General features: G+C 68.3%; 27 protein-coding genes and 2 pseudogenes. 9 read left to right on the forward strand and 20 right to left on the reverse strand.

From position 1 onward, the window contains the following. Positions 1-202: 202 nt before the first annotated feature. Together ABD329_RS41170 and ABD329_RS41175 are read right to left on the reverse strand one after the other, a co-directional pair. Positions 203-325 (reverse strand): hypothetical protein, encoded by a 123-nt coding sequence (locus tag ABD329_RS41170; RefSeq protein WP_281404641.1) that lies wholly within the window; start codon positions 323-325, stop codon positions 203-205. Beyond that, a complete protein-coding gene (locus ABD329_RS41175; RefSeq protein WP_198277034.1) occupies positions 322-702 on the reverse strand; it encodes a hypothetical protein in 381 nt (126 codons plus the stop codon). Before ABD329_RS41175 ends, ABD329_RS41170 begins: the two co-directional genes overlap by 4 nt. A 198-nt stretch (positions 703-900) precedes the next feature. Between ABD329_RS41175 and ABD329_RS41180 the strand changes: the two genes are divergently transcribed. Continuing rightward, positions 901-1842: an AraC family transcriptional regulator gene (locus ABD329_RS41180; RefSeq protein ID WP_425574438.1), complete on the forward strand. Its 942-nt coding sequence runs from the start codon at positions 901-903 to the stop codon at positions 1840-1842. A gap of 110 nt (positions 1843-1952) precedes the next feature. Here the strand turns inward: ABD329_RS41180 and ABD329_RS41185 are convergent, their stop codons facing one another. Next, positions 1953-2783, reverse strand: coding sequence for an oxidoreductase (locus tag ABD329_RS41185; protein ID WP_198277033.1), 831 nt, complete (start codon positions 2781-2783; stop codon positions 1953-1955). A 39-nt stretch (positions 2784-2822) separates the two neighbouring features. On the opposite strand from ABD329_RS41185, the gene ABD329_RS41190 reads away from it, so the two are divergent. Both ABD329_RS41190 and ABD329_RS41195 read left to right on the forward strand, forming a co-directional pair. Beyond that, complete coding sequence (locus tag ABD329_RS41190) at positions 2823-3395, forward strand: TetR/AcrR family transcriptional regulator (protein ID WP_198277032.1); 573 nt, start codon at positions 2823-2825, stop codon at positions 3393-3395. A 69-nt stretch (positions 3396-3464) separates the two neighbouring features. After that, positions 3465-4595 (forward strand): annotated as a pseudogene (locus ABD329_RS41195) (IS701 family transposase). Between the two features lie 230 nt (positions 4596-4825). Here ABD329_RS41195 and ABD329_RS41200 read toward each other — a convergent pair. The 3 genes from ABD329_RS41200 to ABD329_RS41210 are packed head-to-tail and all read right to left on the reverse strand — an operon-like array spanning position 4826 to position 7874. Further along, the gene (locus ABD329_RS41200) at positions 4826-5500 is read right to left on the reverse strand and encodes a GntR family transcriptional regulator (RefSeq protein WP_246618738.1); all 675 of its coding nucleotides are present in this window, start codon (positions 5498-5500) and stop codon (positions 4826-4828) included. 53 nt (positions 5501-5553) lie between these two features. Beyond that, a complete protein-coding gene (locus ABD329_RS41205) occupies positions 5554-6903 on the reverse strand; it encodes an MFS transporter (protein ID WP_198279203.1) in 1350 nt (449 codons plus the stop codon). Then, positions 6900-7874, reverse strand: coding sequence for a 2-hydroxyacid dehydrogenase (locus ABD329_RS41210; RefSeq protein ID WP_198279202.1), 975 nt, complete (start codon positions 7872-7874; stop codon positions 6900-6902). The genes ABD329_RS41205 and ABD329_RS41210 overlap by 4 nt, the downstream gene beginning before the upstream one ends. 146 nt (positions 7875-8020) lie before the next feature. On the opposite strand from ABD329_RS41210, the gene ABD329_RS41215 reads away from it, so the two are divergent. Then, positions 8021-8893 (forward strand): dihydrodipicolinate synthase family protein, encoded by an 873-nt coding sequence (locus ABD329_RS41215; RefSeq protein ID WP_198279201.1) that lies wholly within the window; start codon positions 8021-8023, stop codon positions 8891-8893. A 305-nt stretch (positions 8894-9198) separates the two neighbouring features. Here the strand turns inward: ABD329_RS41215 and ABD329_RS41220 are convergent. The 4 genes and pseudogenes from ABD329_RS41220 to ABD329_RS41235 all read right to left on the reverse strand — a co-directional run. After that, a pseudogene (locus ABD329_RS41220) lies at positions 9199-9300 on the reverse strand (hypothetical protein); the annotation flags it as partial. Positions 9301-9391: 91 nt separating this feature from the next. Next, positions 9392-9682: an FGGY-family carbohydrate kinase gene (locus ABD329_RS41225; RefSeq protein WP_306420158.1), complete on the reverse strand. Its 291-nt coding sequence runs from the start codon at positions 9680-9682 to the stop codon at positions 9392-9394. Further along, positions 9682-9942 carry a hypothetical protein gene (locus tag ABD329_RS41230; RefSeq protein ID WP_246618737.1) on the reverse strand — a complete coding sequence of 87 codons (261 nt, stop codon included), beginning with the start codon at positions 9940-9942 and terminating at the stop codon, positions 9682-9684. Before ABD329_RS41230 ends, ABD329_RS41225 begins: the two co-directional genes overlap by 1 nt. Positions 9943-11132: 1190 nt before the next feature. Continuing rightward, complete coding sequence (locus tag ABD329_RS41235) at positions 11133-14369, reverse strand: nSTAND1 domain-containing NTPase (protein ID WP_344317758.1); 3237 nt, start codon at positions 14367-14369, stop codon at positions 11133-11135. Positions 14370-14535: 166 nt separating this feature from the next. Here ABD329_RS41235 and ABD329_RS41240 point away from each other — a divergent pair, with 166 nt between their 5' ends. From ABD329_RS41240 to ABD329_RS41255, 4 genes are all read left to right on the forward strand, one after another. After that, positions 14536-14988 carry a peptidoglycan-binding domain-containing protein gene (locus ABD329_RS41240; RefSeq protein ID WP_198279200.1) on the forward strand — a complete coding sequence of 151 codons (453 nt, stop codon included), beginning with the start codon at positions 14536-14538 and terminating at the stop codon, positions 14986-14988. Positions 14989-15885: 897 nt separating this feature from the next. After that, on the forward strand, positions 15886-16266 hold the full coding sequence (locus ABD329_RS41245; RefSeq protein WP_344317759.1) for a sigma-70 RNA polymerase sigma factor region 4 domain-containing protein: 381 nt from the start codon (positions 15886-15888) through the stop codon (positions 16264-16266). Further along, positions 16263-16427 carry a sigma-70 RNA polymerase sigma factor region 4 domain-containing protein gene (locus tag ABD329_RS41250; protein WP_246618898.1) on the forward strand — a complete coding sequence of 55 codons (165 nt, stop codon included), beginning with the start codon at positions 16263-16265 and terminating at the stop codon, positions 16425-16427. Before ABD329_RS41245 ends, ABD329_RS41250 begins: the two co-directional genes overlap by 4 nt. Further along, positions 16424-17110 carry a hypothetical protein gene (locus ABD329_RS41255; RefSeq protein WP_198280197.1) on the forward strand — a complete coding sequence of 229 codons (687 nt, stop codon included), beginning with the start codon at positions 16424-16426 and terminating at the stop codon, positions 17108-17110. Before ABD329_RS41250 ends, ABD329_RS41255 begins: the two co-directional genes overlap by 4 nt. 370 nt (positions 17111-17480) lie before the next feature. On the opposite strand, the gene ABD329_RS41260 is transcribed toward ABD329_RS41255, so the two are convergent. From ABD329_RS41260 to ABD329_RS41305, 10 genes are all read right to left on the reverse strand, one after another. Then, on the reverse strand, positions 17481-17648 hold the full coding sequence (locus ABD329_RS41260; protein ID WP_198280198.1) for a hypothetical protein: 168 nt from the start codon (positions 17646-17648) through the stop codon (positions 17481-17483). Between the two features lie 9 nt (positions 17649-17657). Next, complete coding sequence (locus tag ABD329_RS41265) at positions 17658-17858, reverse strand: hypothetical protein (protein WP_198280199.1); 201 nt, start codon at positions 17856-17858, stop codon at positions 17658-17660. 2 nt (positions 17859-17860) lie between these two features. Further along, positions 17861-18520, reverse strand: a complete 660-nt coding sequence (locus ABD329_RS41270) for a DUF6192 family protein (RefSeq protein ID WP_309142872.1) — start codon at positions 18518-18520, stop codon at positions 17861-17863. Continuing rightward, positions 18438-18773: a hypothetical protein gene (locus ABD329_RS41275; protein ID WP_246618899.1), complete on the reverse strand. Its 336-nt coding sequence runs from the start codon at positions 18771-18773 to the stop codon at positions 18438-18440. The genes ABD329_RS41270 and ABD329_RS41275 overlap by 83 nt, the downstream gene beginning before the upstream one ends. Before the next feature lie 153 nt (positions 18774-18926). Further along, positions 18927-19262, reverse strand: coding sequence for a zinc finger MYND domain-containing protein (locus ABD329_RS41280; protein ID WP_198280200.1), 336 nt, complete (start codon positions 19260-19262; stop codon positions 18927-18929). Between the two features lie 112 nt (positions 19263-19374). Next, positions 19375-20355: a threonine ammonia-lyase gene (locus ABD329_RS41285; protein WP_198280201.1), complete on the reverse strand. Its 981-nt coding sequence runs from the start codon at positions 20353-20355 to the stop codon at positions 19375-19377. A 56-nt stretch (positions 20356-20411) separates the two neighbouring features. Beyond that, positions 20412-21665, reverse strand: coding sequence for an IS256 family transposase (locus ABD329_RS41290; protein ID WP_198280202.1), 1254 nt, complete (start codon positions 21663-21665; stop codon positions 20412-20414). A 106-nt stretch (positions 21666-21771) separates the two neighbouring features. Continuing rightward, positions 21772-22086 carry a M55 family metallopeptidase gene (locus ABD329_RS41295; protein WP_306420182.1) on the reverse strand — a complete coding sequence of 105 codons (315 nt, stop codon included), beginning with the start codon at positions 22084-22086 and terminating at the stop codon, positions 21772-21774. 286 nt (positions 22087-22372) lie between these two features. Then, positions 22373-22744 (reverse strand): peptidoglycan-binding domain-containing protein, encoded by a 372-nt coding sequence (locus ABD329_RS41300; protein WP_198280203.1) that lies wholly within the window; start codon positions 22742-22744, stop codon positions 22373-22375. A 19-nt stretch (positions 22745-22763) separates the two neighbouring features. Further along, on the reverse strand, positions 22764-23162 hold the full coding sequence (locus tag ABD329_RS41305) for a peptidoglycan-binding domain-containing protein (RefSeq protein WP_198280204.1): 399 nt from the start codon (positions 23160-23162) through the stop codon (positions 22764-22766). A 634-nt stretch (positions 23163-23796) separates the two neighbouring features. Here ABD329_RS41305 and ABD329_RS41310 point away from each other — a divergent pair. After that, entirely contained in the window at positions 23797-24054 is a 258-nt protein-coding gene (locus tag ABD329_RS41310; RefSeq protein ID WP_198280205.1) for a transposase, read from the forward strand. Positions 24055-24161: the final 107 nt, after the last annotated feature.

Here is a 24161-nt window from a genome sequence, read left to right on the forward strand (position 1 = left end):
CGAGGCCTGTTGGCTGGTCGAACCAGCGAAACCAGCTCTGGCACCGCCTCGCGCACTCCAAGCGCCTGAAGCACTACGTCGATCTCCGCCAGGCCCTCACCAATTACGCAGCGCACCTCGCCCAGGAGATCGACTCCAGATCCACGGCCTAGCAGAACAGCAGCAGGCCAACAGCACCGCTCAGACGGGCCAACCACAGCGCTCACGGGCCAGGTGAAGCGCTCAGTCTCACCAGTTCACCGCTGCGCTTCTCCCACATCCGCACGAACAGCGAGGCCCGACCGGTGTGCACGGGGCCGCCGACGGCCTCCCGCTCGGCGATCATGCGGGTGAGGTTGCCGTAGAGGCGCTGCAGCGGGCCAGCCTCGGTGGGCAGCGGCACTGCCGCACGGATGCTTCTGGGCGGGTTTGCGTGTCGGCGGCGTGCAGGCCGCCGTAGCGGTCCTTCCACACCCACACCGTGATCGTGTTGGTCTGCTCTGCTGTTCCGGTGCCCGCGTTCGCGCGCGGCTTCGACGACACCGGGTCCTTCCCCACGGTCCGTGCAGGAGCCGTCGGGGCGGGCGCGCCAGCCTGTGCGCGTTCTGCACGCTTTACCCAGCGGTCGATCTCCTGGTACTGGGAGGCGGTGACGTACTTGCCCGCCTTGGCCGCCTCTTCGACGAGCAACTGCACCTGGCTGTACAGCGTCGCTTTCGACATGTGGCGCCGCGGACGGTGTCGCAGATCTCTTCAGAAGAGCACCGTCGTGATGCCGGTCAGGCAGCCGAGGAGGAGAGTGGAGAACGAGGTCAGCACTGGTCCGACGCTAGAGACCACCAGGCGTGGCGGGCAATCGACGGACTGCCATATTCCTACGCGCAGCGGACAGGGGCGATCGGTCCCGCGTAGCCTCGCGGTATGCGCAACATCCGGGTCGCGGAGGTGGACAACCTCGATCGTGCGGTGCTGGCCATCGGCACCGACTACCCCCAGGGCCATCTGCTCGTCTGGCATGAGCACCGCCGCGCCCAGGTGCTGTACGCGGCCACCGGGGTGGTGCGGGTCGAGACGGCGGATGGAAGCTGGACGATACCCGCCGCCCGCGCCGTGCTGATCCCGCCCACGACCGGGCATCAGGTCACGATGATGGGTGTCAGCACCCGCAGCCTCTCCATCGAGCCCGCCGCCGTGCCGTGGTTGCCCGCGCGCTGCCAGGCCGTCGACGTCTCCATGCTGCTGCGGGCGCTGATCCCGGAGGCCGTGGAGATGGAGCCGCGCTACCCGGAGCACAGCCGCGACGCGGCGGTGGCGGCCCTCATCCTCCACGAGCTCAAGATCCTCACCCCGCTGCCGCTCGATGTGCCGCTGCCCTCCGATCCACGGCTGCGCGGCCTGTGCGAGGCGTTCCTGCGGAAGCCGGATATCCATGATCCGCCCGCCCGTTGGTGCGCTGCCCTCAGCATCGGCGAACGCACCCTCGCCCGCCTGTTCCAGCGCGGCACCGGCCTGAGCTTCTCGCAATGGCGGCAACGCGCCTGCGTCCTGCACTCCCTTCAGCACCTCACCGCGGGCATGCCCATCACCCGCACGCGGCCCAGCTCGGCTACGACAACCCCGCCGCCTTCACGGCCGCGTTCAAGAAGCTCCTGGGCCAACCGCCGACGGCGTACCGGAGCCCCGACGCCACGAGCAGCCGCGACCGGGGCTGACGCCAGGCGCGGCCGCAGGCGCATCAGCGACCGCCGCGAAACCTCCCGGTGTCCTCGGTGGCGAGTGGGCGGAGCAGGTCGGTGGCCTCGACGGCACGCTGTGCGCCCCGGGTGTGGTCGGGCTTGCCCCACAGCGCCTGGGCCAGATTGACCAGCGTCCCCGCCGTTGGTGCACCTCTCCGATCTCGCTGCCGAACCGGACACGGCGGGGACGATCATGTAGTGCCCCCTGAGCGCGGAGCCGCTGTGGCGCCGGTCGGGCTACACCTGGGCGAGGATGCCTCCGTCGACACGGAACTGCGATCCGGTGAGCCAGCGCGCCCGCTCCGACACCAGGAACGCGACCAACTCGGCGGCGTCCTCAGGGGTTCCGGGGCGGTTCATCGGCACGTTCAGCCGCGCCGCGAGGCCGCGCTGCGCCTCCTCCAGCGAAACCCCCTGACTGTCGGCGATCTTCCGATGGTGCGCGATCGCCCCCGGGGTGGCGATGAAGCCCGGCAGCACGCACACCACCCGCACCCCGGCCGGGCCGACCTCGGCCGCGAGCGAGCGGCTGTAGCTGTTCAGCGCGGCCTTGGCCGCGGCGTAGGCGGCCTGCCCCGGCTGCGGCAGATGGCTCGCGATGGACGAGACATGCACCACAACCCCCGAGCCGCGCTCCACCATGCCCGGGACCAGTTCCTGGTCCAGCCGGACCGCGGACAGCAGATTGCTCTCGAGGTCCGACTGCCAGGTTGCCGGCGGCCGGGTCAGCGTGTCCTCCGGGGCGCTGCCGGCACCGGCGTTGTCGACGAGGATGTCCACCCCGCCTGCGGCCTCGCGCACCCGCTCCGCCAACTGCCCTGCTCCGTCGGGGTCCGCGAGGTCCGCGGTGAAGAACCGCGCCGGCAGCGAACCCTCGGGCGGCACCGATCTGGCCGCCGCGAACACCGTCGCGCCCGCCGCGGCGAGTCGCCGCACGATCGCCGCGCCAAGCCCGCGGCTCCCGCCCGTGACCAGCGCGCGCCGCCCCGCAAGCCCTTCGTCGAGGATCGGCGAGGAGGCGTCGATTCCGCTCCCACCAGCAGGTATGTTGCTCTCTGTGCCATTCATGCGTTCAGAATACCTGACTTACAAGTAAGGCAGTTTAAGATGCCGGAGCAAGCCGATCGAAGGCGTACCGACACCCGTCGGCGCGTGCGGGCCATCGCGCTGAAGATGTTCACCGAGCAGGGCTATGAGCTGACCTCGTTGACTCAGGTCGCCAAGCAGGCGGGGGTCACCAGGCAGGCCGTCCTGCACCACTTCGCGAACAAGGAGGAGCTGCTCACCAGTTCCTACGAGGAACTGCTCCCGGCACTCGACGCCGTCATCGAATCCGCACGTGCCCATCCGCCGTCCGCCGCGACCCGCATCCGAACCGTTGAGGAGTTCGACGCCCTGGTCCGCGGCGAGCACGGCGCCTCGCTGGTGTGCGCCCAGGTCAACGAGCACGCCCTGCGGGGCCTGGCCGCCGCACGCACGCTCCAGCAGCGGCTGGGCGACCTGATCCGCGCACTGGCCACCGGCGAAGGGCCCGAGGGCGTGATGCGCGGACGGCTGGCCCTGTCCGCCGTGGTCATGGCCTCGGCACGCGGCCGCGAACTGGGCGGCCGGCAAGCGGAACGCCACGCGGCGGCGCTCGCGGTGGCCCGCTCACTGATCGCACCCGAGACCGCGTCCTAGGGTCTGTGTGAGGTTGTGATCATTCTCGGTTTTGGTCCGTGCGGGGGTGGGACCTGGCAGGACGCTGGGTTGCAACTGCGGGCGAGCCTCGGTGAGTTCGTTGCCGAGGTGTTCGGGTCGTTGAAGCGCAAAGACCAGCGCGGGTGGGGTGACCGCTACCCGCGCGGGCTGACGTTGGACGGGCGACGCAAGTCGATCCAGCCGATGGCCGAGCGACCGCCGGACGGCGACATGCAGGCGTTGCAGCAGTTCGTCAGCCAGTCTTGGTGGGATCACACTCCGGTGCTGCGGGCGGTCGCGTCGAAGGCGTGTGCGGCGATCGCCCCGGAGGCGTGGGTGATCGACGACACCTCCTTTCCCAAGGCGGGTAATCAGTCGGTTGGGGCGGCCCGGAAGCGGTGCGGGGCGCTGGGCAAGAAGTCGCTGTGCCAGGTGGCGTGAGTCTGCATGCGGTCACCGATGCCGCTTCCATCCCTGTGACCTGGAGGTTGTTTCTGCCCGCCGAGTGGGCGGATCCGTTCGACGGGCGCCGGTCGAAGGCCGGGGCGCCCCAGGATGTGGGGCACCGGGAGAAGTGGCGCCTGGCCCTGGACGCGATCGACGAGGCCCGGGGACGGGGGCTGGACGGCCGCGTTGTCGTGGCCGACGCCGGATACGGCCAGATACACTCCTTCCCCTCCGGACTGGCGGAGCGCGGCCTGGACTACGTGACCGCCGTGCGCGGTGACACCAGCGCCCACCCCGGCGACGCCGTCCCGACCGCCCCGGAGCGGGAGGGGCGGATGGGCACCCCGCGGCTGCCCCGCTATCGGGAGCCGGCCCGGTCACTGAAGGACCTGGTGATGACAGCCGGACGGCGCCGACTGCGGCGGATCACCTGGCGGCAAGGCGGGACCGCCTGGGACGGAGCTCTGCCGGTCGAGACCCTGATCGCCGAGAGGCCACCCGGCCAAAGCGAGCCCACAGACAACTGGCTGACCAGTCCGCCCGCAGACACCGCACTGCGTCACTTGGCACGGATGACGAAGATCCGCCGCCGCATCAAGCACGACCACCGCGAACTCAAGCACAGCCCGGGGGCCGGACCACTTCGAGAGCCGTACCTGACGCGGATGACATCACCACATCACCCCCCTCACCGCCACCCACACCTTCCTCACCCCCCGGACACTGAGCCCAAAAGCCCAAACGCCGACCTGACCATCTACCAAGTCCACCACCCCATGCAGCAACTACTGCTGTGCTGGGCCGGCGCCTGCCCTACCCGCCACCGCAACCCACCGATTCCACCCGGAACAAATCCTCCGCCCAGCACAACCCAACGAAGTACTACTAGGGGGCTTGCGGAGGCCGTGGGCACCAGCGTCCAAGCGACCAGTGCCGTCAAGGCACCGGAGTGGTAGGCCGTGGCGGACGAAGTCGATGAGCACCTACGTGTGGGTCACCCGCCGCAGTGCCGTCCGCAGCCGGTCACCGGCGCCCAGCAGGTGGCTGCTGAGGAGGCTGGTGGCCTCCGCGACGTCGCGGGAGCGGATGGCGCGCAGCAGGTCGGCGTGGGCTTCCGCGGCGGGGTGGAGGTCGCGGTCCTGGGTGTTGGTGACGTCCAGGATGACCCCGAACACCGGGCGGTACTGCTCCCAGACGGCAGCCAGGCGCCGGTGTCCGGCCAGGGAGTAGAACGCGGAGTGAAACGCCAGGTCGGCCTGGGCGAAGGCGGCCGGGTCCCCCCTGTCGGCCGCCTCCCTCATGGCAGTGACCAGCGAGTCCAGTGCGTCGGTGTCACGTTTCCCGGCGCGCTCGACGGCGCGGGTGAGGGCCAGCGTCTCCAGGGACTCGCGCAGCGTGAACAGCTCGTCGACATCGTCCTCGCTGAGCCCGGTGACATAGACACCGCGACGCCGGGATTCCACCAACCCTTCGGCCTCCAGCAGCCGCAGGGCGTCGCGGATCGGGCCACGGCTGACGTCGAACCGGCCCGCCAGGGCCCCCTCCACCAGATGCGTTCCCGGCTCCAGCTGCCCGGTGACGATCAACACCCGCAGCTGGTGTGCCACGCGCTCCCCCAGCGGCAGCTGCCGCACCTGCCTCACGGCCAGCTGGTCCATGCCGACCCCTCCCCGGTTCTTCGCACATGCCGTCAACGGTTGACGGGTGACTACTATCCCATCGTGCCCGACGGCCCACGGTCCAGGCGCAGCGGCTCGACCTTCGGCAGGAGGAAGGCGTACGTCGCCGCGCCGAGCAGCGCCACACAGCCGGCAGTGACGAGCGGGACGACGAAGGATCCGGAGCTGCCCATCAGCACGCCGAGGAGCAGCGGGGAGACGATCCCGGCGATATTGCCGGCGGTGTTCTGGATGCCGGCGATCGAGCCGACGTGTCCGGGCGTGGGCGCGATATCGCCGGGCAGCGCCCAGACGCTGGCGGCCGCGAAGGTGGAGCAGAAGTACGACGCGGACAGGGCCGTCAGCGCCATGCCGACGCTGGGCGACACGACGGCGAGCGCGATGACGGACGTCCCCAGCAGTCCTCCGACGAGGCAGAGCTTGCGGGCCTTGGTGATCGGGGTGCCACGCCGGACGAGCCAGTCGGAGACCAGGCCGCCGCACCAGCCGCCCACCATGGACGCGAGCCCCGGCACCATGCCCAGGAAGCCGAACTTCATCGTCGACAGGTGGTACGTCTCTACCAGGTACGACGGGAACCACGTAATGAAGAAGTAGGCAACAAAGTTGACGCAGAAGAAGCCGAGCATCATCGCCCACATCAGCCGGAACCGGAACAGGTCGCGCCAGCGGACCGCGGTCTGCTCGGGTGCGTCCGCGCGGTTCTGGCCGGCCTTGATGTACTCCATCTCCGGCTTCTTCAGTTGCCCGTGGTGCTCCGGGTCGCGGTAGTACAGCCACCAGCCGAACGCCCACAACACGCCCAGCCCGCCGGCCGCGGCGAAGGCGCCCCGCCAGCCGACCGCGGCGACGACCAGCGCGACGAGGGGGACGGACAGCGCGCCGCCGACGGCGTTGCCGTTGTTGAAGGTCGCCGAAGCGAAGCTGCGCTCGGTCTTCGGGAACCACCGTGCGACGACCTTGGCGCTGGCCGGGAAGGACGGGGCCTCGCCCAGGCCGAGCACCATCCGCAGCACGACCAGCATCCCCGTGCTCCGCGCGAGCCCCATCAGCGCGGTGGCCACGCCCCACCACAGGCTCGCGAAGAACAGGATGACACGCGGGCCGAACCGGTCGGCCAGCCAGCCGCCCGGCATCTGCCCGAAGGCATACGTCCAGAAGAACGCCGACATGATCAGGCCGGCGACGGCGGGCGGTATGTGGAAGTCCTGGCTGATGTGTGGCAGTGAGACGCTGATGGCGGCGCGGTCGATGTAGTTGATCGTGATGCCGACGAACAGCAGGCCGAGTACGGCGAAGCGGACGCGGCCGACGCGGGGCGATCGGCCGGTGGCCGGGGTGTCCGGATCGGCGGGCCGGGTTCCGGGGTGCGTACCGGTCATACGGCGACTCCGTTGACGACGTTGCGGGGCGGCTTGCCGGACAGCACCTGGTCGAGGCTGTCGATCACGCTTGCGCGCAGGTTGTGGTATGCCTCGTGCGTCACGCCGGCGGCATGCGGATTCAGCAGTACGTCGGTACGGCCGCGTAGCGGCGAGGAGGCCGGCAGCGGCTCCTCGGTGAAGACATCGAGCGCGGCGCCGGCCAACTGCCCGGAGTCGAGGGCCCGTACGAGCGCCGCCTCGTCCAGCACGCCACCGCGTCCGGCGTTCAGGACCCACGAGCCGCGCGGCATCCGCCGCAGCACATCTTCGCCGATCACTCCGCGAGTGGCGTCGTTGAGGGGCATGTGCAGGGTCAGCACATCGCTGCGCGCGGCGAGTTCGTCCAGGTCGACGTACTCACGGGCGGGCTCGCTGGGCACCGGGTCGTGGACGAGGACGCGCGCGCCGAAGGCGTCGAGGCGGCGGGCGACGGCGCGTCCGATGTTGCCGAATCCGGCGATCCCGACGGTCAGCGACGACACGTCGCGTCCCCTGACCCCTTCCGGTCCCCATGTGCCGCGCTCGACCTTGGCATGGCCGAAGGCGTACGGGCGCAGCAGGTACAGCAGCGCGCCCACGGTCCAGTCCGCCACCGCATCGGTGTTGAAGCCGGGCAGGTTGGCGACGGGGATGCCGCGTTCGGCGGCAGCGCGGTGGTCGACGCCGTCGAAGCCGACGGCGACGGACTGGATCAGGCGGCAGTGCGGCATGGCGTCCAGCAGCTCCGCGGTGATGCGGCGCTCCTTCTCCAGCGGTGCCAGGACGATCGTGGCGGTCTCCAGGGTGCCGAGGTGGTCGCGCGGGTCCTCGTCCGGGCCGATCTCGGTGATCCGCAGGTCTGGGTGGCTCGGGAGAAGGCGGCGCAGCTCCGCTGGGCCGAGGTCGTTCAAGTGGTAAAGCGTGACCAGATGTTCGGACGGGTCGGGCATGTGTGTACTCCGGTGTTCGGGGGGCGTGGTGGCCACCCCGGCGGCTCGTGACACCGCAGATCATCGAGCGTACGCTGAGATTCGTCAACGGTTAACCGTAGACCGATTCTGAAATGTTTCCGTGCCACCGGAGGAACCGCTCGCCCATGTCTGCGCAGACCACCGTCATCACCCCGCTGACCACCCCGTTCACCCCGGACGGCGAGCTCGACCTGGTCGCTGCCCGCGAACTTTTCCGCTTCACCGCCGACACCACAGGCCAGCTGATGATTGCTGGGACGACCGGGGAGTTTCCCGCCCTGGACCGTAAGGAGCGGCGCCAACTGACCGAACTCGCTCTGGAGGTTGGAGGGCCGGACGCCGCAATGGCACACGTCGGCGCCCCCGATGCGCACACGGCCGTGGCCCTCACCCACGACGCGGTCTCCGCGGGCGCCACCCGGCTCGCGGCGCTCACCCCCTACTACCTGCCCGCCGAGGCGGACGAGCTTCGGGACTACTTCCGGCGTGTACGGCAGGCCGCCGGGGACGCCGAGCTGTACGCGTACCTCTTCCCCGAGCGCAGTGGCATCACCGTCACCCCTGAGCTGTTCGCGCAGCTGGCGGGAGAGTGCGACCTGGCCGGCGTCAAGCTGAGCGGTTCTCCGTCCACCGAGGTCGCCGCGTATCGTGCTGTACTTCCGGCGGAGTTCACCGTCTACTCGGGCAACGACGCCCTGCTCACCACGGTGCTCGACGAGGGCGGTGCGGGCGTGATCTCCGGCTGCTCCGGTGCGCTCCCCGAGCCCTTCCTGGAGCTGGCCGCCGCCAAGCTGGCCGGTGCCGGAGCCGACGAACTCGCGACGCTGCAGGAGCGAGTGGACCGCGTCGTCGCCTTGCTGGGTCCGAGCGCCGGACGGATCAAGCACGCCCTGCGCGTTCGCGGCCTGCCGGCTGGATCCTCCCGCATGACCGTCGGCGCCCCGGAGGCGACGACGGCGGCTGAGATCGAGAAACTGGTCGCGGATCTGGTCGGCTGAGTTCCGGCGAGGAGCCACGGCGAGCGGCGGGTGCACGAGCGATCGTGCAGCCGCCGCGTCGTGCGTGGCCGGACGATGTCAGCCCTCGCGCTGTGTCGGGCCAGGGCGTGGGCCGTTGTCCGTGTCGCCGGATACAGGTCCCGGTACAGGCCGTACAGCCGGTCGTAAGCAACCCCCACGGCCGGGTACGGCCGGCGCTGCTCGCGCGCGGGATTCCGGACTGCGATGTCCGCCTCCACTGTCCGATGCGCGGACAGCCAGGCGGCACCGCAACTGGCGCCGACCGTGGCGGCGGGGATGACCTGCGGCAGCCCGGTGACATCGGAGACGATCTGCGTCCACAGCCCGCCCCGCGTGCCGCCGCCGACCGCGACGACGCGCTTGATCTCGGCGCCCGCCTCCCCCATCACCTCTATGTTGTGCCGTACGCGGTACGCCGGGCCTCCAGCGCGGCGCGGTACAGGTCGCCGCGGGTGTGCTCGGCGGTGAGGCCAGCAATCACACCGCGTGCCTGGGGTCGGCGATCGGCGTGCGCTCACCGGCGAAGTACGGCAGCATCGTGAGACCGCGCACGCCGACGCCGCTCTCAGCGGCCTCCGCGAGCAGGACGGCATGATCGGGCGAGCCGAACAGGCCGCGTAGCCACTCGGTGACCGCTCCCGAGGTGGCCATGCCACCGGCGAGGGAGCGCGTGCCGGGGAAGGCGCCTACGGTGCTCCACAGCTCCGGCACCCGCGACTGCCCCGTGACGGTGGCGACGAGGAACATCGTCGTGCCGTACATGAGCATCAGATCGCCCGGTCCTGTCGCACCGACGCTGACGGCCTCGGTCCAAGCATCAATGGTGCCGGTGCCCACAGCGGCCGGCCGAACCAGGCCCGCATCTGCTCCAGGTGCCCGACGTCCCCCCGGATGGTGCCGTCCGCCAGCCCCGCCGAAGTCCGCGCGAGAACGAACCCGGCGAGCACGTCGGTCTCGAACTGCTCCAGTTCCTCCGCCGAGACCGGATCGCGGAACTCGCGCGGATCGCCTACGGCTGCCAGCGCCAACCCAAGCCTTCTCACCTTCACCCCGATCGCAGACCGATCGAACGAAGTGAGAACACTTCACGAACCTGAAGTTACGTCACCGGCTCGAAGAACACTCCAAGGAGACAGAACACCGTGGCCACGGGGACAAGGATTCAGCCAGGCTCAGGGGAACTCATGGGATGTCGCACAGAGGCCGGAGAAGGTAATGAGCTGGCGAGGCTTGAGGCAGTCTGCACGACTACGGTCTGACCCCACCACCGTCGCACTGGTGCCTGTCGTAACCGTCCGTGCGCAGGAAGCCGGACCCCGGTCCGGAGCTTCAAGATCGTCCCGTGACGGATTCCGGGCTCCCTTGGCAAGGATGGAATGAGGGCGTCTGCCAGCAACGTCACGGACATGTGGCTACGTTGAAGCGCAGGTCAGCGTCGACGCGGGCACTCTGGCAGCCGGAAAATTGCAGGAGTCGGTGACCTGCGGCCTCGGCGGGCACGAATCAGCGGAATTGACCGGTGACCGGTCTTGCCGAAGAGGTCCTTGCGGATCCGGTCGGCCTGGTCGTGCGGCTGGTCGGAAAACGTCGAAAAGCACCTGCCCGCCGAGCACGTCCGCGACATTGTCCTCACGGTCGTACGTGCACGAGCCCGTCGCCGCAGCCTCGCCCAGGCCCTGCACGATGACCCGTCGCTGCTGCGGACCGGACGGCCACCGGCGCCCTACTGCGTCGCCAAACTGCTGATGGCCCTGAACGATGCTGGCGCCCAAAACATCGCACTGCCCAGCTGCGGCGAGTGCGGACGCGCATACCGCTACGTCGGCAGCAGCACCGGAGGACGGTGGGGATGCTCACCCTGCTTCGACAAGTCGGCCGTCTGCGCGGGCTGTCACGAAGAACGACGCGCTCCTACGCTCGACCAGCGAAAAGACCGTTCTCAAGCCCGGAAAGACAACAATTTCTAAAGAGCCGCCATTCAAGACCTGCCACACGAGCCGCAACGACCCGGTGTCGTCGATCTCTGCGATGTGTCGGCTTCGTGTCAGTGAGAGCGTGTCAGCCACGGTCGGGCGGGAGGACCGTGTTCTTGCTGATCGTCGGCCCGTGGACGACGGTGGTACTTCGCGGCCTCGCAGCTGTCATGGGGCGGTACATCCCCAGATGGCGCACTGCCACGAAGACGGCACATCGCAGTCGGACTGCTGTTCTTCGCACCTCATGATCGGCACACTGGGCCAGAGGGTTGGTCTGCCAGGTAGAGCGACCGTTCGCTTCGAGTGAAGGACCGATGGATCGCTCGGCAAATCTTCCTGATGGAGAAGGTCGGATCAGGTAGAGACACGTCCCATAGGCGAGTCTTTCCGTCCTCGCCGCTGGTGGCGAGGGTGCGGCCGTTAGGGCTGAACGCCACCGACCACACAATGCCAGCGCGCCCAGTCAAGGTAGTGCGCGGCTTACCAGTCGCCACATCCCACAGGCGCACCGTTTTGTCGCTACCGCCGCTGGCGAGGGTGCGGCCATCCGGACTGAACGCCACCGACCACACAATGCCAGCGCGCCCAGTCAAGGTAGTGCGCGGCTTACCAGTCGCCACATCCCACAACCGGATCTTCCCATCCCCATCACCGCTGGCGAAGGTGCGGCCATCCGGACTGAACGCCACCGATCGCACTCCTGTGTATCCGGTCAAGGTAGTGCGTGGCTTACCAGTGGCCACATCCCACAACCGGATCTTCCCATCCTCACCACCGCTGGCGAGGATGCGGCCATCCGGACTGAACGCCACCGACCACACAATGCCAGCGCGCCCAGTCAAGGTAGTGCGCGGCTTACCAGTCGCCACATCCCACAACCGGATCTTCCCATCCTCACCACCGCTGGCGAGGATGCGGCCATCCGGACTGAACGCCACCGACCACACAATGCCAGCGCGCCCAGTCAAGGTAGTGCGCGGCTTACCAGTGGCCACATCCCACAACCGGATCTTCCCATCCTCACCGCCGCTGGCGAGGATGCGGCCATCCGGACTGAACGCCACCGACCACACAATGCCAGCGCGCCCAGTCAAGGTAATGCGCGGCTTACCAGTCGCCACATCCCACAACCGGATCTTCCCATCCTCACCGCCGCTGGCGAGGATGCGGCCATCCGGACTGAATCCCACCGACCATCCGTAGCCGGTGTGCCCAGTCAAGGTAGTGCGCGGCTTACCAGTCGCCACATCCCACAACCGGATCTTCCCATCCTCACCGCCGCTGGCGAGGATGCGGCCATCCGGACTGAACGCCACCGATCGCACGGTACCTCTGCCTCCGGTCAAGGTAGTGCGCGGCTTACCAGTCGCCACATCCCACAACCGGATCTCTCCGTAATCGCCGCCGCTGGCGAGGATGCGGCCGTCAGGGCTGAACGCCACCGATCGCACTCCTGTGTATCCGGTCAGGGTAGAGCGTGGCTTGCCGGTGGCCACATCCCACAACCGAATCTTCCCGTAATCGTCGGCGCTGGCGAGGGTGCGGCCGTTGGGGCTGAACGCCACCGATCGCACAATGCCAGCGTGCCCAGTCAGGCGGCGTTGGAGAGGGAGCGCTGCAGCGGAGAAAAGGCTGGCGGTGGCCTCCTTCGTCGGACTGGTCTGGTAGGCCTGCACTGCCAGGAGCGAGGACAAGTCAGGGTTCGATCGCAGGAGGCCGGCTGACTGTCCGGCCAGCTGACGAGAAAACGTGGCGCGCTGGGCACTAACCGCCTGGTGGCGTTGCTGCTCACTGGTGCGGTACTGCTGCCAGGCAATCAGCCCAGCGGTCAGGGCGAGCACAAGCAGGATCGACAAGGTGACGGTGAACTGGCGTAGGCGCTGGGTGGTGCGAGCTGCAGTTTGTTCTTCTCGGTGGCGAGCGGTTGTGCTGTCGGTGAGGAAGTCCTTTTCCAGCACGGTGAGGTCACTGTTGCCGTCGGTGGTGACGAAGGCTTCTTCGGCGGAGGCAAGTCGGGTGCCACGGTACAGCGCCCCGGCATCGCGGCCGAGGTCGTTCCAGGTATGGGCGGCTTCGGTGAGTTGGCGATGGAGGCGTAGGCGTTCGCGGGCGTCGTCGATCCATTCCCGGAGCCGGGGCCAGGCGGCGATGAGGGCTTCGTGGGCGAGGTTCACCGTGCTGCCGTCGAGGGTGACCAATCGTGCTTTCACCAACCGCTCCAGCACCGCAGCCCTAACGGAGGACGTGCTGGTCTCCAGCTCCGCCCGGGGTGCAGGCCGCCGGGTGTCCTCTGCGCCTTCTCCTGGGCTGATCAGGCGCAGCAGAATCCTGCGGGCGCCAGCGGCCTGGTCGTGGGATAGCTGGGTGTAGAGGTCTTCGGCGGTTTGGGCGAGAGCGCCTGCCAAGCCGCCAGCGGCGTTGTAGGCGGTGAGGGTGAGCGTGCGGCCGGTGCGGCGGCGCCAGGTCTCCAGGAGGGCGTGGGACATCAACGGCAGCCCGCCGGGGCTATCGGTGACGTCTTCGATGATCTTTGCGGTCAGTGCGCGTTCGACGATCAGGCCTGCTGCGGCCGCTGGTTTGACGATGGCCTGGCGCAGTTCGGCCGGGCTCATGGGGCCGACCAGCAAGGTGGCCTCGCGCAGTGCGGCGGCCAGCAGGTGGTGCTCGGCGCAGCGGCTGAGGAAGTCCGCGCGCACCGCGATGATGACGCGCAGCCGACTTGCCGGGTCGGTGGCGGCCAGGAGGTGGTCGATGAACTGGTTGCGTTCGTGTGGCGGTGTGCCCAGGGTGTAGAGCTCTTCGAACTGGTCGACGATCAGCACGGTGTCGCCGTCCTCCTCCGCCGCTGCCAGACGCTGGGCGTGGGTGCGCAGAGGGTACTCGCCAGGGGTGATCACGCGGATCGCCGCCGGCTGCGGTCCGCGATCGGCAGGTGCGCGCAGGAGGGGGATGAAGCCGGCGCGCAGGAGAGAAGACTTGCCGCTGCCCGAAGCACCCACCAACGCCACCAGACGGTGGGTATGGATCCGGTCGGCGAGCTGCGCTACGAGGTCCTCCCGACCGAAGAACAAATCTCTGTCATCAGGCTCGAACCGTGCCAAACCCCGGTAAGGCGCATAGGCGACGTCATCGGTTCCCGGCTCGGCGATCGCTTCGCCAGCCGCGGCACGCCAGCGTCGTTCCCACTCGTTCGAATCCGCGCCGCGGACCCGCACGTAGGCCAGCACCACCCCAAGGGACGGCAGCTGCTCGCCCGCCGCGGCCCTGGACAGCGTGGCAACCGAATACTCAGTGCGCTGCGCCATGGCTCGGTAGGTCAGGCCTCCCGCCTCCTGGCGCAGCTTGCGTAACTCGTAAGCGAAGCGCTGTACCGGTCCGGCCGCGGGGTCCAACGGACCTTCACGACGCCCCATCCCCATCCCCCCAAGCAGCACGATCAGTGAAGGGACCACCTTGGCACCGCGTTGCGCCTGCTGCAACGCCTCTGAACAGCGTCTTTGCGTCGTCTGTCCTCGGCGCGGAGCGATCCGGCGCTTTGTTTCATGTGGCGGCCGGGGCCTGCGCAACAAACAGCCGCCCCAGAAGGCTTATCCCGCGGCCAACCGCATCAGGCGCCGCACCACGAACCGGAAAGAGAGAAAACGCATGCGACCGAATGTTGTGACGAGGACACTCGTCAGTCTCACCGCTGTCGCCGGAATCGCCGCGGGGAGCCTGGCGGGCGCCAGCGTCAGCCTCGCAGCACCCACGCCGGCTGCGAAGACGGCCGCGAGCTCCCAGGCCGCCGTTCCGTTCGCGGTGAACAACCTCGGACTGAGCACCGCGCAGGCGAAGAAGCATCAGGTTGGGTTGAGGGACAACTGGGGCTACACCGGCGACATCGACGGGCTGCTTGGCACCGACAGCTGGAAGGCGATGCAGCACTTCCTCAAGAAGTACTGGGACTATAACGATGAGATCGACGGAATCGTCGGAAGCAACACGGTGAAGGCGTTGCAGCGCTGGCTGAAGAAGTACTACCGCTACACCGGTGACATCGACGGGATCGCGGGGTCGGGGACCAAGGACGCGTTCAAGCGGTACGCCAACAGCCTCTAGGACTGCGGTCACCGACTGGCGGGGCACCGTGAATCGAGCCTGGCCCAACTGGGCCCGAAGACGTGCTTCCGATGCGTCGGTGCCTGGCTCAGACCGCTGCCGTTCACGCTGTATACCCGGGTGCCGTCCACCGGGCCCGTACGTCTCCCACACGGGGGTTCGGAGACGCTCCTGGCTCCGCCAACGGCTGGCCCGGCCGGCCCCCGGGACCGATCGCACAGCACAGCGGAGTGTCGGCGGCGGAGGCTGATCACTGCCGTCGTGTTGGGGGAACCGTGCACTCAAGCATGGACGAGCCACGATAGGACCATCCGGCAACCGCGCATCCCGCGATCAGGGGAGCCGCCCGAGGGGGGCGAGTCGCGCTGTCCCGGCCAAGACCGGGACAGCGCGACAGACCGGGTAGTTCAGAGCGGAGGAGGCGCATCGGTGCTCCTTTTCGCCGCCGACAGCGAAAGGCAGAGCCAGGGACTCCTGACCATCACCTTCCTGTGGGGCAGAGCGGCCGGGCTTCATGCCCCACCAGGACAAACAACTTTCTCTCAAGCCGCATGTCACACATCGCGATCCTCTGTGCACTTCTATACGTCGATGGCGGTACGAGGAGTTACCGCCGCAGAGCGATGTGAGGAGCCGCATGGAGATCGCGGTCGCGACAGCTGTGGGAACGGCGTGTGTCGCGCGCCTGCTGTACGTGTGGATCGGCAACTGTGACCGGGCGCGCCTGGCCCGGCTGCGGGAGCAGGCCATCAGCGAGCGTGTGCGGACGCTGCCGCCGGGCAGCACGCTGACCGAGCAGCACGACGGGGTCGGGGTCTGCGTTCGGGTCCGGGTCGGGGTGTCGGCGGGGGGCTCGTGGATAAGCCTCATCTCAGGGCCTCTACTTCTACGCTCCCGGTGCATTTCCCAAGTCAACGCAAGTCGTCCGTCCCGGCCGCTCGTAACGAAGTGATCCGCGCCGGCTTCGCTGCCCACTACGAGGAGAACATGGCGGGCCTGATCCGGTTCGTCATGCGGTACGGAGCCACCCCGTACGAGGCTGCCGACGCGGCCCAAGGCGCCTACATAGAGGCGTTCCGGGTCTGTCATCTGCTCACGTGCCCGGCGGCTTGGCTGCGCAAGGTGGCCTTTCGCCAGTACCTGCGTCAGGCTCCTCGCCCGCAGGAGGAGCTGACAGACGAGGTGCCGGACCGGCCGGCATTTTCCTGCCCCTTAGAGAAGGTGGTACTCAAAGATGAAGAGACGCAGGTGTACGAGGCTCTGGCCAGCTGCCGATGAGGCAGCGGCAGGTGATCGCCTGGCATTTGGACGGTTTCTCGAGCAACGAGAACGCGGAAGCGCTGGAGATGCGGCCTCCAGCGGTCCGGCAGAACCTCGCCCGCGCCCTGCTCAAGGAAGCGCTGGGTCTGGCTCCAGGAGCTCCCGGAGGAGCGCAGTGACCCACTTCGACTCGTCCGACGCGGCGCTAGACGCACTTCTCGCCCAGGCCGACGCCGGTGTACTGCAATCCGTGACCGAAAGCCTCGACGCCACGCGCGGCGCGGGCTTGGTGCACTGGCACGCGGTCCCGGACGATGATGTCCCGCTGGCCAGCCCGCCCGATATGTACGCCCCTTTTCGTGGCCTGCACATCCACGGTGATATCGAGGCCATCGCCGAGCCAGGCGACACCGAGACCTCAGGCACACCGGACAGCCAGCACTCCACCCTCGCTGAACTGATGGCCACCGCCCACCGTGACCACGAAGTGCTGACCGAGCTCCTCGGCCAGTTCACCCTCTCCGGCATGACCTACCTGCTGCACACCCAGCTCAAGGCACGGATCGGCTACCTGCACAAACGCCTGGCCACAGCCGCCTCCTCCAACGATCGCGGTCTGAACGGCACCCGGGCCGCGCATCTCACGCTCGCGGTGTGGGACAGCACACGCCACATCCGCCGACGACTGGAACAAGGCAAGGACGACGCCCTGCCACCCGGGGCTGTGCTGCAGGCCATCGCCCTGTGCACGTCGATCATCGACGCCATGGAGGTCATCCGGGACACGCTCTTCGATCTGTTCGGTATCGAAGCCACACCCACACCCGCTCACCGGGGATACGCCGAGCGGTTCTCAGCATAATTCCGCCGGCCCGGGCGGACAGTCGCCGTTCGAGTCGTCCGCGCTCGGCTTGCTCGCCCTCGGCTGATTCAGTCCGGGGCGGTGGTCCGGCCCCCCGGCCGGACGGAGAAGGCCGAGCGCAGCGGCATGCATCCTGACGTACGCCTTGCTCCACCTTCCTCCTCACTCACTTGGGCCGGGGTCGGGACGTACGGAACGATGTCGTCCTCCTTCGGGTCCACTGACCATGGGGGTGAGCTGCGACCTTTGGCGCAGCGCCCGGCGGAGGCGCGGGCAGTTGTGGGCGGGGTTGTCGGCCTGTCCATCGGGGCGGTTGCCGGAGACGTTCTCGCATCGTGATCTCGCCGAGGGCTCGTGGTCGGCAAAGCGGTCAACCCGGCTTGCTGCGCTGTCCGTACCCCGCGACGCCACAGTCGTCGGGCTTCTTCCTCTGGTGCGGTAGGAGAATGCCAGCGATGAAGTTCTCCACCCGGTGGTGGACCGACTCGAAGAACGCCCGCTCGTAGCCGATCCAGACCTCCGGCGCGTCATCCAACATCCGGTAGCCTCACGTCTTGTCCCAGGTCACCGGCGGAAGTCCCTTCGCGGCGGCGACCTGGCGCAGGTGCGCGAGCCCGGTGTGGACCTGCGCGCGGGTGCGCTCGGTGGCCGCCATCAGCTGGACGATCGTTAGGCCGGCGGGACGGGCCTCCAGCAGGGCGGACAGGATGGCTTCGGCGTGGACGTGAGCGGGAACGCCCCGCCCCATCGCTACTCGCCCGAGCCCTTCAGCAGCTTCTGAAGCTGCTCGTCCAGGTCGGCCTCGCCGCGGGTGACCGCGTTCTCGATCCAGTCCGCCGACGCCCGCACCCGTGCAAGGCCCCGCAGGATCGTCTCGCGTTCTGCGTCGTCGTAGGGCTCACCGCGCAGGTTCGGCACGATCCTTCCGGCGGTGACGGTGAACTGCGTGCAGACCGCGACCAAATCCATGAACTGGGTGTTGTGCTCCATGCGCCGCAGCTGGTCCAGTTGCGGGGCGGCTTCCTCCTGCCCGTACTGGACCTGCTGGCGGAACTGGTCGGACTGCGCCTCGTTCACGGCATGTCTGGCCATGTCGTCGGCCATCGCCTTCGAGGCGACCGCCGGGCGGCGCAGGAAGTCGGTGGCCACCCGCGCGGCCACCTGGTCGTCGGCGGCCAGATCATGGATCGCGTCCACCTTCTCCTGCACGCTCTCGGGGGTTTCGACCTTCCAGCCGATGATCCGCTTCGCGCTGTCGTGCGTCCAGCGCGCGGGCCCGCCGCGCGGGTTGGACGGGGGGTTGTCGACCGCCTCGAAGCGTTCCTGCTCATCGGGGATGGAGGCGAGGATCTTGTGGATGGTGTGGGAGACTCCCGTCCGCCAGCGTTCCTTCGGCCAGCGCGAGGCCACCCACCGGTAGTCCCGGACCGTCGAATAGGCCAGGGCCGACGTCCTCGGCGAACATCCGGATCGCCTCGCTGACCGTGAACAACTCCTCGCTCCCCGACGGGTTCGCGCCTCCGTAGGAGCGCATCGGCTCGATCTCCAGGCCGGCGTCCCCGAGCTGCCACTGGACGCCGCTCATCGTCTCGACCCAGTCCCGCCCCAGCTTGACCAACTCGTCGTAGCGCTGCCGGGTCACACTGCCGACCATCCCGGTCATCCGGACACCACCCCCACGAGCCCCGGGGACAACACCCTCGCGTGCCGTCAATTCGCCCTGGAAACCCGCCACTTCGCACCATCCGACCGCCTCGCCCGGCAGAGAAAGGCGTACGGCCCCGGCGCCCGAAGCAGCCCCCACCGGCACCAAGGCTCACACCCCGCCGAACTGCGCACGCCGTGTGTGCCAGGCCCGTTTGCGGCAGGCGGAAGAGCAGTAGACCGCGGAGACCAGGCGGTCGACACCGACCGTCCACACCGCCCCGCACTGCGGACACGAAGCCGTCACGCCGGCCTTCACCGCCTCCGTCCGAGCCTTTGCCCGCCGCATCCGCCGCCAGTGCCGCGAACGGCACGCGTCCTCGCAGAACACCGCCGTCGACTTCGCCGACGGCATCAGCGGACCACCGCATCCCCGGCACAACCGCGGCCCGGAAGCGTCATCCGTGATCACGGTCAGCTTCAGCCGAGGCGCTCCGTCCCTGCCCATGCAGCCACCGTAGAGCGAGACCCGATGTCCACCCAGGTGTTGCCCGTGACGGTCAGCAGTACGGTGGTTGGTTGGTCAGGGACGCTGCCACCCTCATCCACACGAGCAATTGTCAAGACCTGTGGATGGGAGCCGCACCGACCCAGTGGTGATAGGTGTCTACGTCGACGTTGCTGCCGCACACGATGGTGACTACGTGTCGGCCGGCGAAGCGGTCGCGGTCTTCGAGGATCGCTGCGATGCCGAGCGCGGCCGACGGTTCGACGACGAGGCCGGCGTGGTCGAGGAGCATCCGCATACCGGCGGTGATCGACGCCTCCTGGACCAGGACGGCGTCGTCAGCGACCAGGAGGAGGTCGTCCAGGACAGCCGGGATGGGACGCCGGCCGGCGACGCCGTCAGCGATGGTGTTGGTCGAGTCGGTGGTGACGACGCGCCGCCCGCGCCACGAGTGGGTCATCGCCGGTGCGCCCAGCGGCTGGACGCAGATCACCTCGACTTCGGGCGCCAATGCCTTCACCACATGCCCCACACCGGTGGCCAGCGCCCCGCCGCCGAGAGCAATCAGGACGGCGTCGAACGACGGCACCGTGTTCACCAGTTCCAGGCCGATGGTCGCCGCGCCCTCCCAGGTCTCGATGTCCAGGCTGTCCTCGACCAGCCGGATGCCGTCGTACCGCGCGATGGCCGCCGCCCGCTCGCGCGCCAACTCGTGGTCGCCGTCCACCAGCTCCAGCCTGGCGCCCAACGCGCGGATGCGGTCAAGCTTGGCCACAGTCGCAAAGCGGGACGCCACGACAGTCACCTCAAGCCCCCGGCCGCGACCGGACCAAGCGAGGGCCTGGCCAAGATTGCCCGCGCTGGCGCACACCACGTCTCGCGAGCCATTCTCGGCGAGCAGGCTCGCGACTAGCTCGGTGCCGCGAGCCTTGAAGCTGCGCACCGGGTTCGCCGTTTCGAGCTTGATGCTCACCGTGCACCCGAGGCCGGGCTCAAGCGCCTCGCAGCAGTACAGCGGAGTGTCGAGGAAAACCGGGTCGATTACCCGGCGGGCCGCCCGGATCCGAGCAGTGTCGAGGCGCGTCTTTTGCACGACACAGCAGCGTAGCGCGAGTAATAGTTCAAATCCTATGGACCAACGGGGGCAGTTCAGGCTGCCTGAGCTTCGGGGCGTTCGACGAGGTGTCCGCGTTCGAATCGGGCTCCGGCGCGGACGAGAGCGACGAGGTGGGGTGCGTTCACGGCCCGCCACCGCTGTTGGGCGGACTCCACGAGCTTGAAGACCATGGCGAGCGCAGCAGCCGCACTGCCGGCGCCCCGGGTGACCTTCGTGCGGAGCCGGACGGTGGCGAAGGTGGACTCGATGGGATTCGTGGTGCGCAGGTGGATCCAGTGCTCGGCGGGAAAGTCGTAGAACGCGAGCAGTTCGTCCGTGTCGTCGGTGATCTTCTTGACGGCCTTGGGGAACTTCGCCCCGTAGGTCTTGGCGAACGCGGCGACGGCCTGGAGGGCGTGGTCGCGGTCTTCTGCGTTGTAGATGTCCTCCAGGGCCTTCTTCGCTCCGGGCTGGGCGGACTTCGGCAGAGCGTTCGCGACGTTGGCGATCTTGTGAACCCAGCACCTCTGGTGGCGGGCCTCGGGAAACACCTGGGCCAGGGCCTTCCAGAAGCCGAGCGCCCCATCGCCGACCGCGAGGACGGGAGCACGCATCCCGCGCCGAGCGCAGTCGCGCAGCAGATCCGCCCAGGAGTCGGCTGATTCGCGGTAGCCGCCACTCATGGCGATCAGCTCCTTGGTGCCGTCCGCACGCACGCCCATCAGCACGAGCACGCACGACTTCGCATCGTGCAGGCGTATGCGCAGGTGGATGCCGTCGGCCCAAACATAGACGTAGTCGCTGCCGGACAGGTCACGCTCGCTGAACGCGGTGTGATCAGCCTGCCACTGCGTGGTGAGCCGGGTGATGGTGGCCGGGGACAGGCCGGCCGCCGAGCCGAGGAACTGCTCCAGCGCGGGCACAAAGTCGCCGGAGGACAGGCCATGCAGGTAGAGCAGGGGCAGCACCTCGCTGATCTTCGGGGACTTGCGGCACCACGGCGGCAGGATCTTCGAGGAGAACCGCATCCGCTCGCCGGTCGCCTCGTCGACGCGCTTGTCGTTCACCCGCGGGGCCTTCACCTCGACCACCCCGGCCGCGGTCGTGACCTCCCTCGGCTGGTGGTAGCCGTTGCGGACCACCAGGCGGCGCCCGCGCTCATCGCGCTGGTCAGTCAACTCGGATAGATAGGCGTTGGCTTCAGCTTCCAGGGCGGCGGCCAGCATCCGTCTCGCGCCCTCGCGGACGATGTCGTCGATCAAGGAGCCGGTCTCGGTCGTTCCATCGGCATTCACTACGCTCAGCACGGGCGTGCCTTCCCGACCGACGGTGCAACGTCGGCCTACTCGATGACCAGAAGTCGATCACTCGGGAAGGTACGCCCTTCGCGTACGCCCGAAGTCGATCCACAGGTCATGAGCATTGCTCCATCCACACCCCGAACAGCCGATAAAAGCTAGGCAGAGTTCCCTGTGCTTGAACGGTCCGCGTGTCTGTCGAGATGACACCCGGAATCCCCAGGAGCGTCGAGGCCACTGAAGCCGACTGCCAGCGGACCGTAAGAGTAGATGGGGCCGCAGCAGCGGCCACTGAAGCCTTCGGCGGTGCGGAGAGACTGACCGCGACCGCCTTCTCGATGGCCGCACGTGCTTCTTCCGCCGACCGCAGATCAGCTGCGAACCGGTCCCGCGCGTATTCACGGCCACCGTCCTCGCCGAGGCGTCCCATTCGGTCATCTCTGTGCAGGCACAGTCGTCACCGTGAGGACCGTCAAGGCAACGCCCATGGCGGCCGCGCTGACGTAGCTGCGCGAGGACGTCGAAGCGGTACGACGGCACGGCCGACGGGAATGTGACGCGACGCGCGGACGACGACCTGGAGCCGCTGCTCCGTGCGGTACCTTCGCCGCGACGGTGGCAACCCGGGCGGGCAGCTGCTCGTAGGATTGCGGCCTGTCCTCCACCACGGGCAAAGGACAGGCCGCCTTGCTTTTCACGGATTTTCTATGGGCGGCTCACCACCACACCCCCGTCCGCAGCGCGTGCCAGGTCTCCGGGCCGACGATGCCGTCGGACGCGAGCCCTGCGTGATTCTGCACGGTTATGAGCGCTCTGACAGTGGCACGGTCGGCGATGCCGTTCACGGGAAGCGGCGGGTTGTAGCTAGTCCAGCTGGTGTTCTCATTGATCAGGCACTGGACCTCGACCACTCGTTTATCCGGGTACGTGCCGCCCGCCCGCACTGGCCCGTCCCCGTTGTAGTACCCGCACGAGTAAGCCGGGTGGACTGTGGCCGGACTGGTGGTGGCGATCGCCGGGACGACGGCGAGACAACCGGCGAGCGCCACGGCCGCGCTGAGGAGCAAGACGCGCTTGCGTGTGCCCATCGTCGTCCCCCGGGAGCTGTCAGCACCCGGGGTGCGTCAGCGCGTGCCAGGTGTCTGGGCCTACGATGCCGTCGACCGCGTAGCCGCAATGGAACTCACTGTTCGTGCCCTTCTGGAACGCCACCACCGCGTTGTAGGTGTGGGTGCCGAAGTCGCCGTCGACCGGGGGGTTGCCGAGGTAACCACTGTAGCCCCAGTGCACCAGCAGGCACTGAGCCTCCCTCACAGCCGGGCCGGCGGAGCCCCGCGAGATGGTGGGATGGGAGGTGACGGGGGTACAACCGTAGGCGGCCGGCGAAGCGCTGGTGGCCGCCGGAGCCGCGGCTGGGGCGGCGGTGGCTGCCGGGGCGGCGGCGATCAGGCCGCCACTGAGCAGGGCCGCGCCGGTGAACGTTGCGGCGCGGGAGATCAACGACATGCTTACCTCCAGTGAAAGACGGCCGGATGCCTGAGCGAGACAGGCGTCGGGGCCGGATGCGGGACATGATCCGATGGCCGGCGCCGACCCCCGTGAAGCTGTCCGGCGCTGGCCAGTACCAGGTTTTCGGGCCGACGCGTTGTTGCGCACCCTCGTTCCACGGCATGCAACAAAAAACTCCAAGGCACTGCGGTACTCGGGGACTGACCGAAAACCGCAGGTCAGCAGAGTTGTATGGGAACCAGGGCGGTTCAATTTCCGCTCTTCCTGCAAAGCGCGGGGTGGCAGCAGGCGAGTTGCCCGGGCCGGGTGTCCGGCGCCGTGCAGCGAATTGAGTCTGTGCTCCCCATCGGACTGGGTAACGGCTTGTGCTGGCTCCACTGTTGTCGTGATGCTTCGGCAGGGCTACCGATTCGATCTGCTTCGAATAGCTGGACAGGAGGGCTGGTATGACTGTGCGCATCCATTTCACCAGCGACGACCTGCGACGGGTGACGATGGCGCAACGCCCGGCCCCGCTGTGGGAGATTGAGCGAAGTCTGCGTGCCCTGCAATCCATGGACGACTTGAAGCCTCCCCTTGTGAGTGGACACCTGGAGACTGGAACCTGAGGTTCCAGAGGAAGTAGTGCCAGGTGGGTAGTCAGTACTCGAAGCGGTATTCGGAGGAGTTCAAGCGGGACGCGATAGCGTTGGCCCGCTCCTCCAGCAAGACGATCACGGAGGTCGCGCGGGATCTGGGCGTGAGTCCGGAGAGCCTGCGCGGCTGGGTCAAGCGTGACCGGATCGACCGCGGTGAGGGCGGGGCGGGTGAGCTGACCAGCGTGGAGCGCGAGAAGCTCAAGCAACTGCGCCGGCAGAACGTCGCACACCAGCCGAGAGTGTTGCCTTGACCGGTTGAATCTAACAGGCCATCTCATTTGGCGTGTTCGATAACCTGCCGGGGTGGGGATTGTCGAGCGGCTGGTGCCGGATGAGTTGTGGGAGTTGTTCCAGCGGG

It is taken from the genome of Streptomyces javensis (assembly GCF_039525925.1).
GTDB classification, from domain to species: domain Bacteria; phylum Actinomycetota; class Actinomycetes; order Streptomycetales; family Streptomycetaceae; genus Streptomyces; species Streptomyces asiaticus.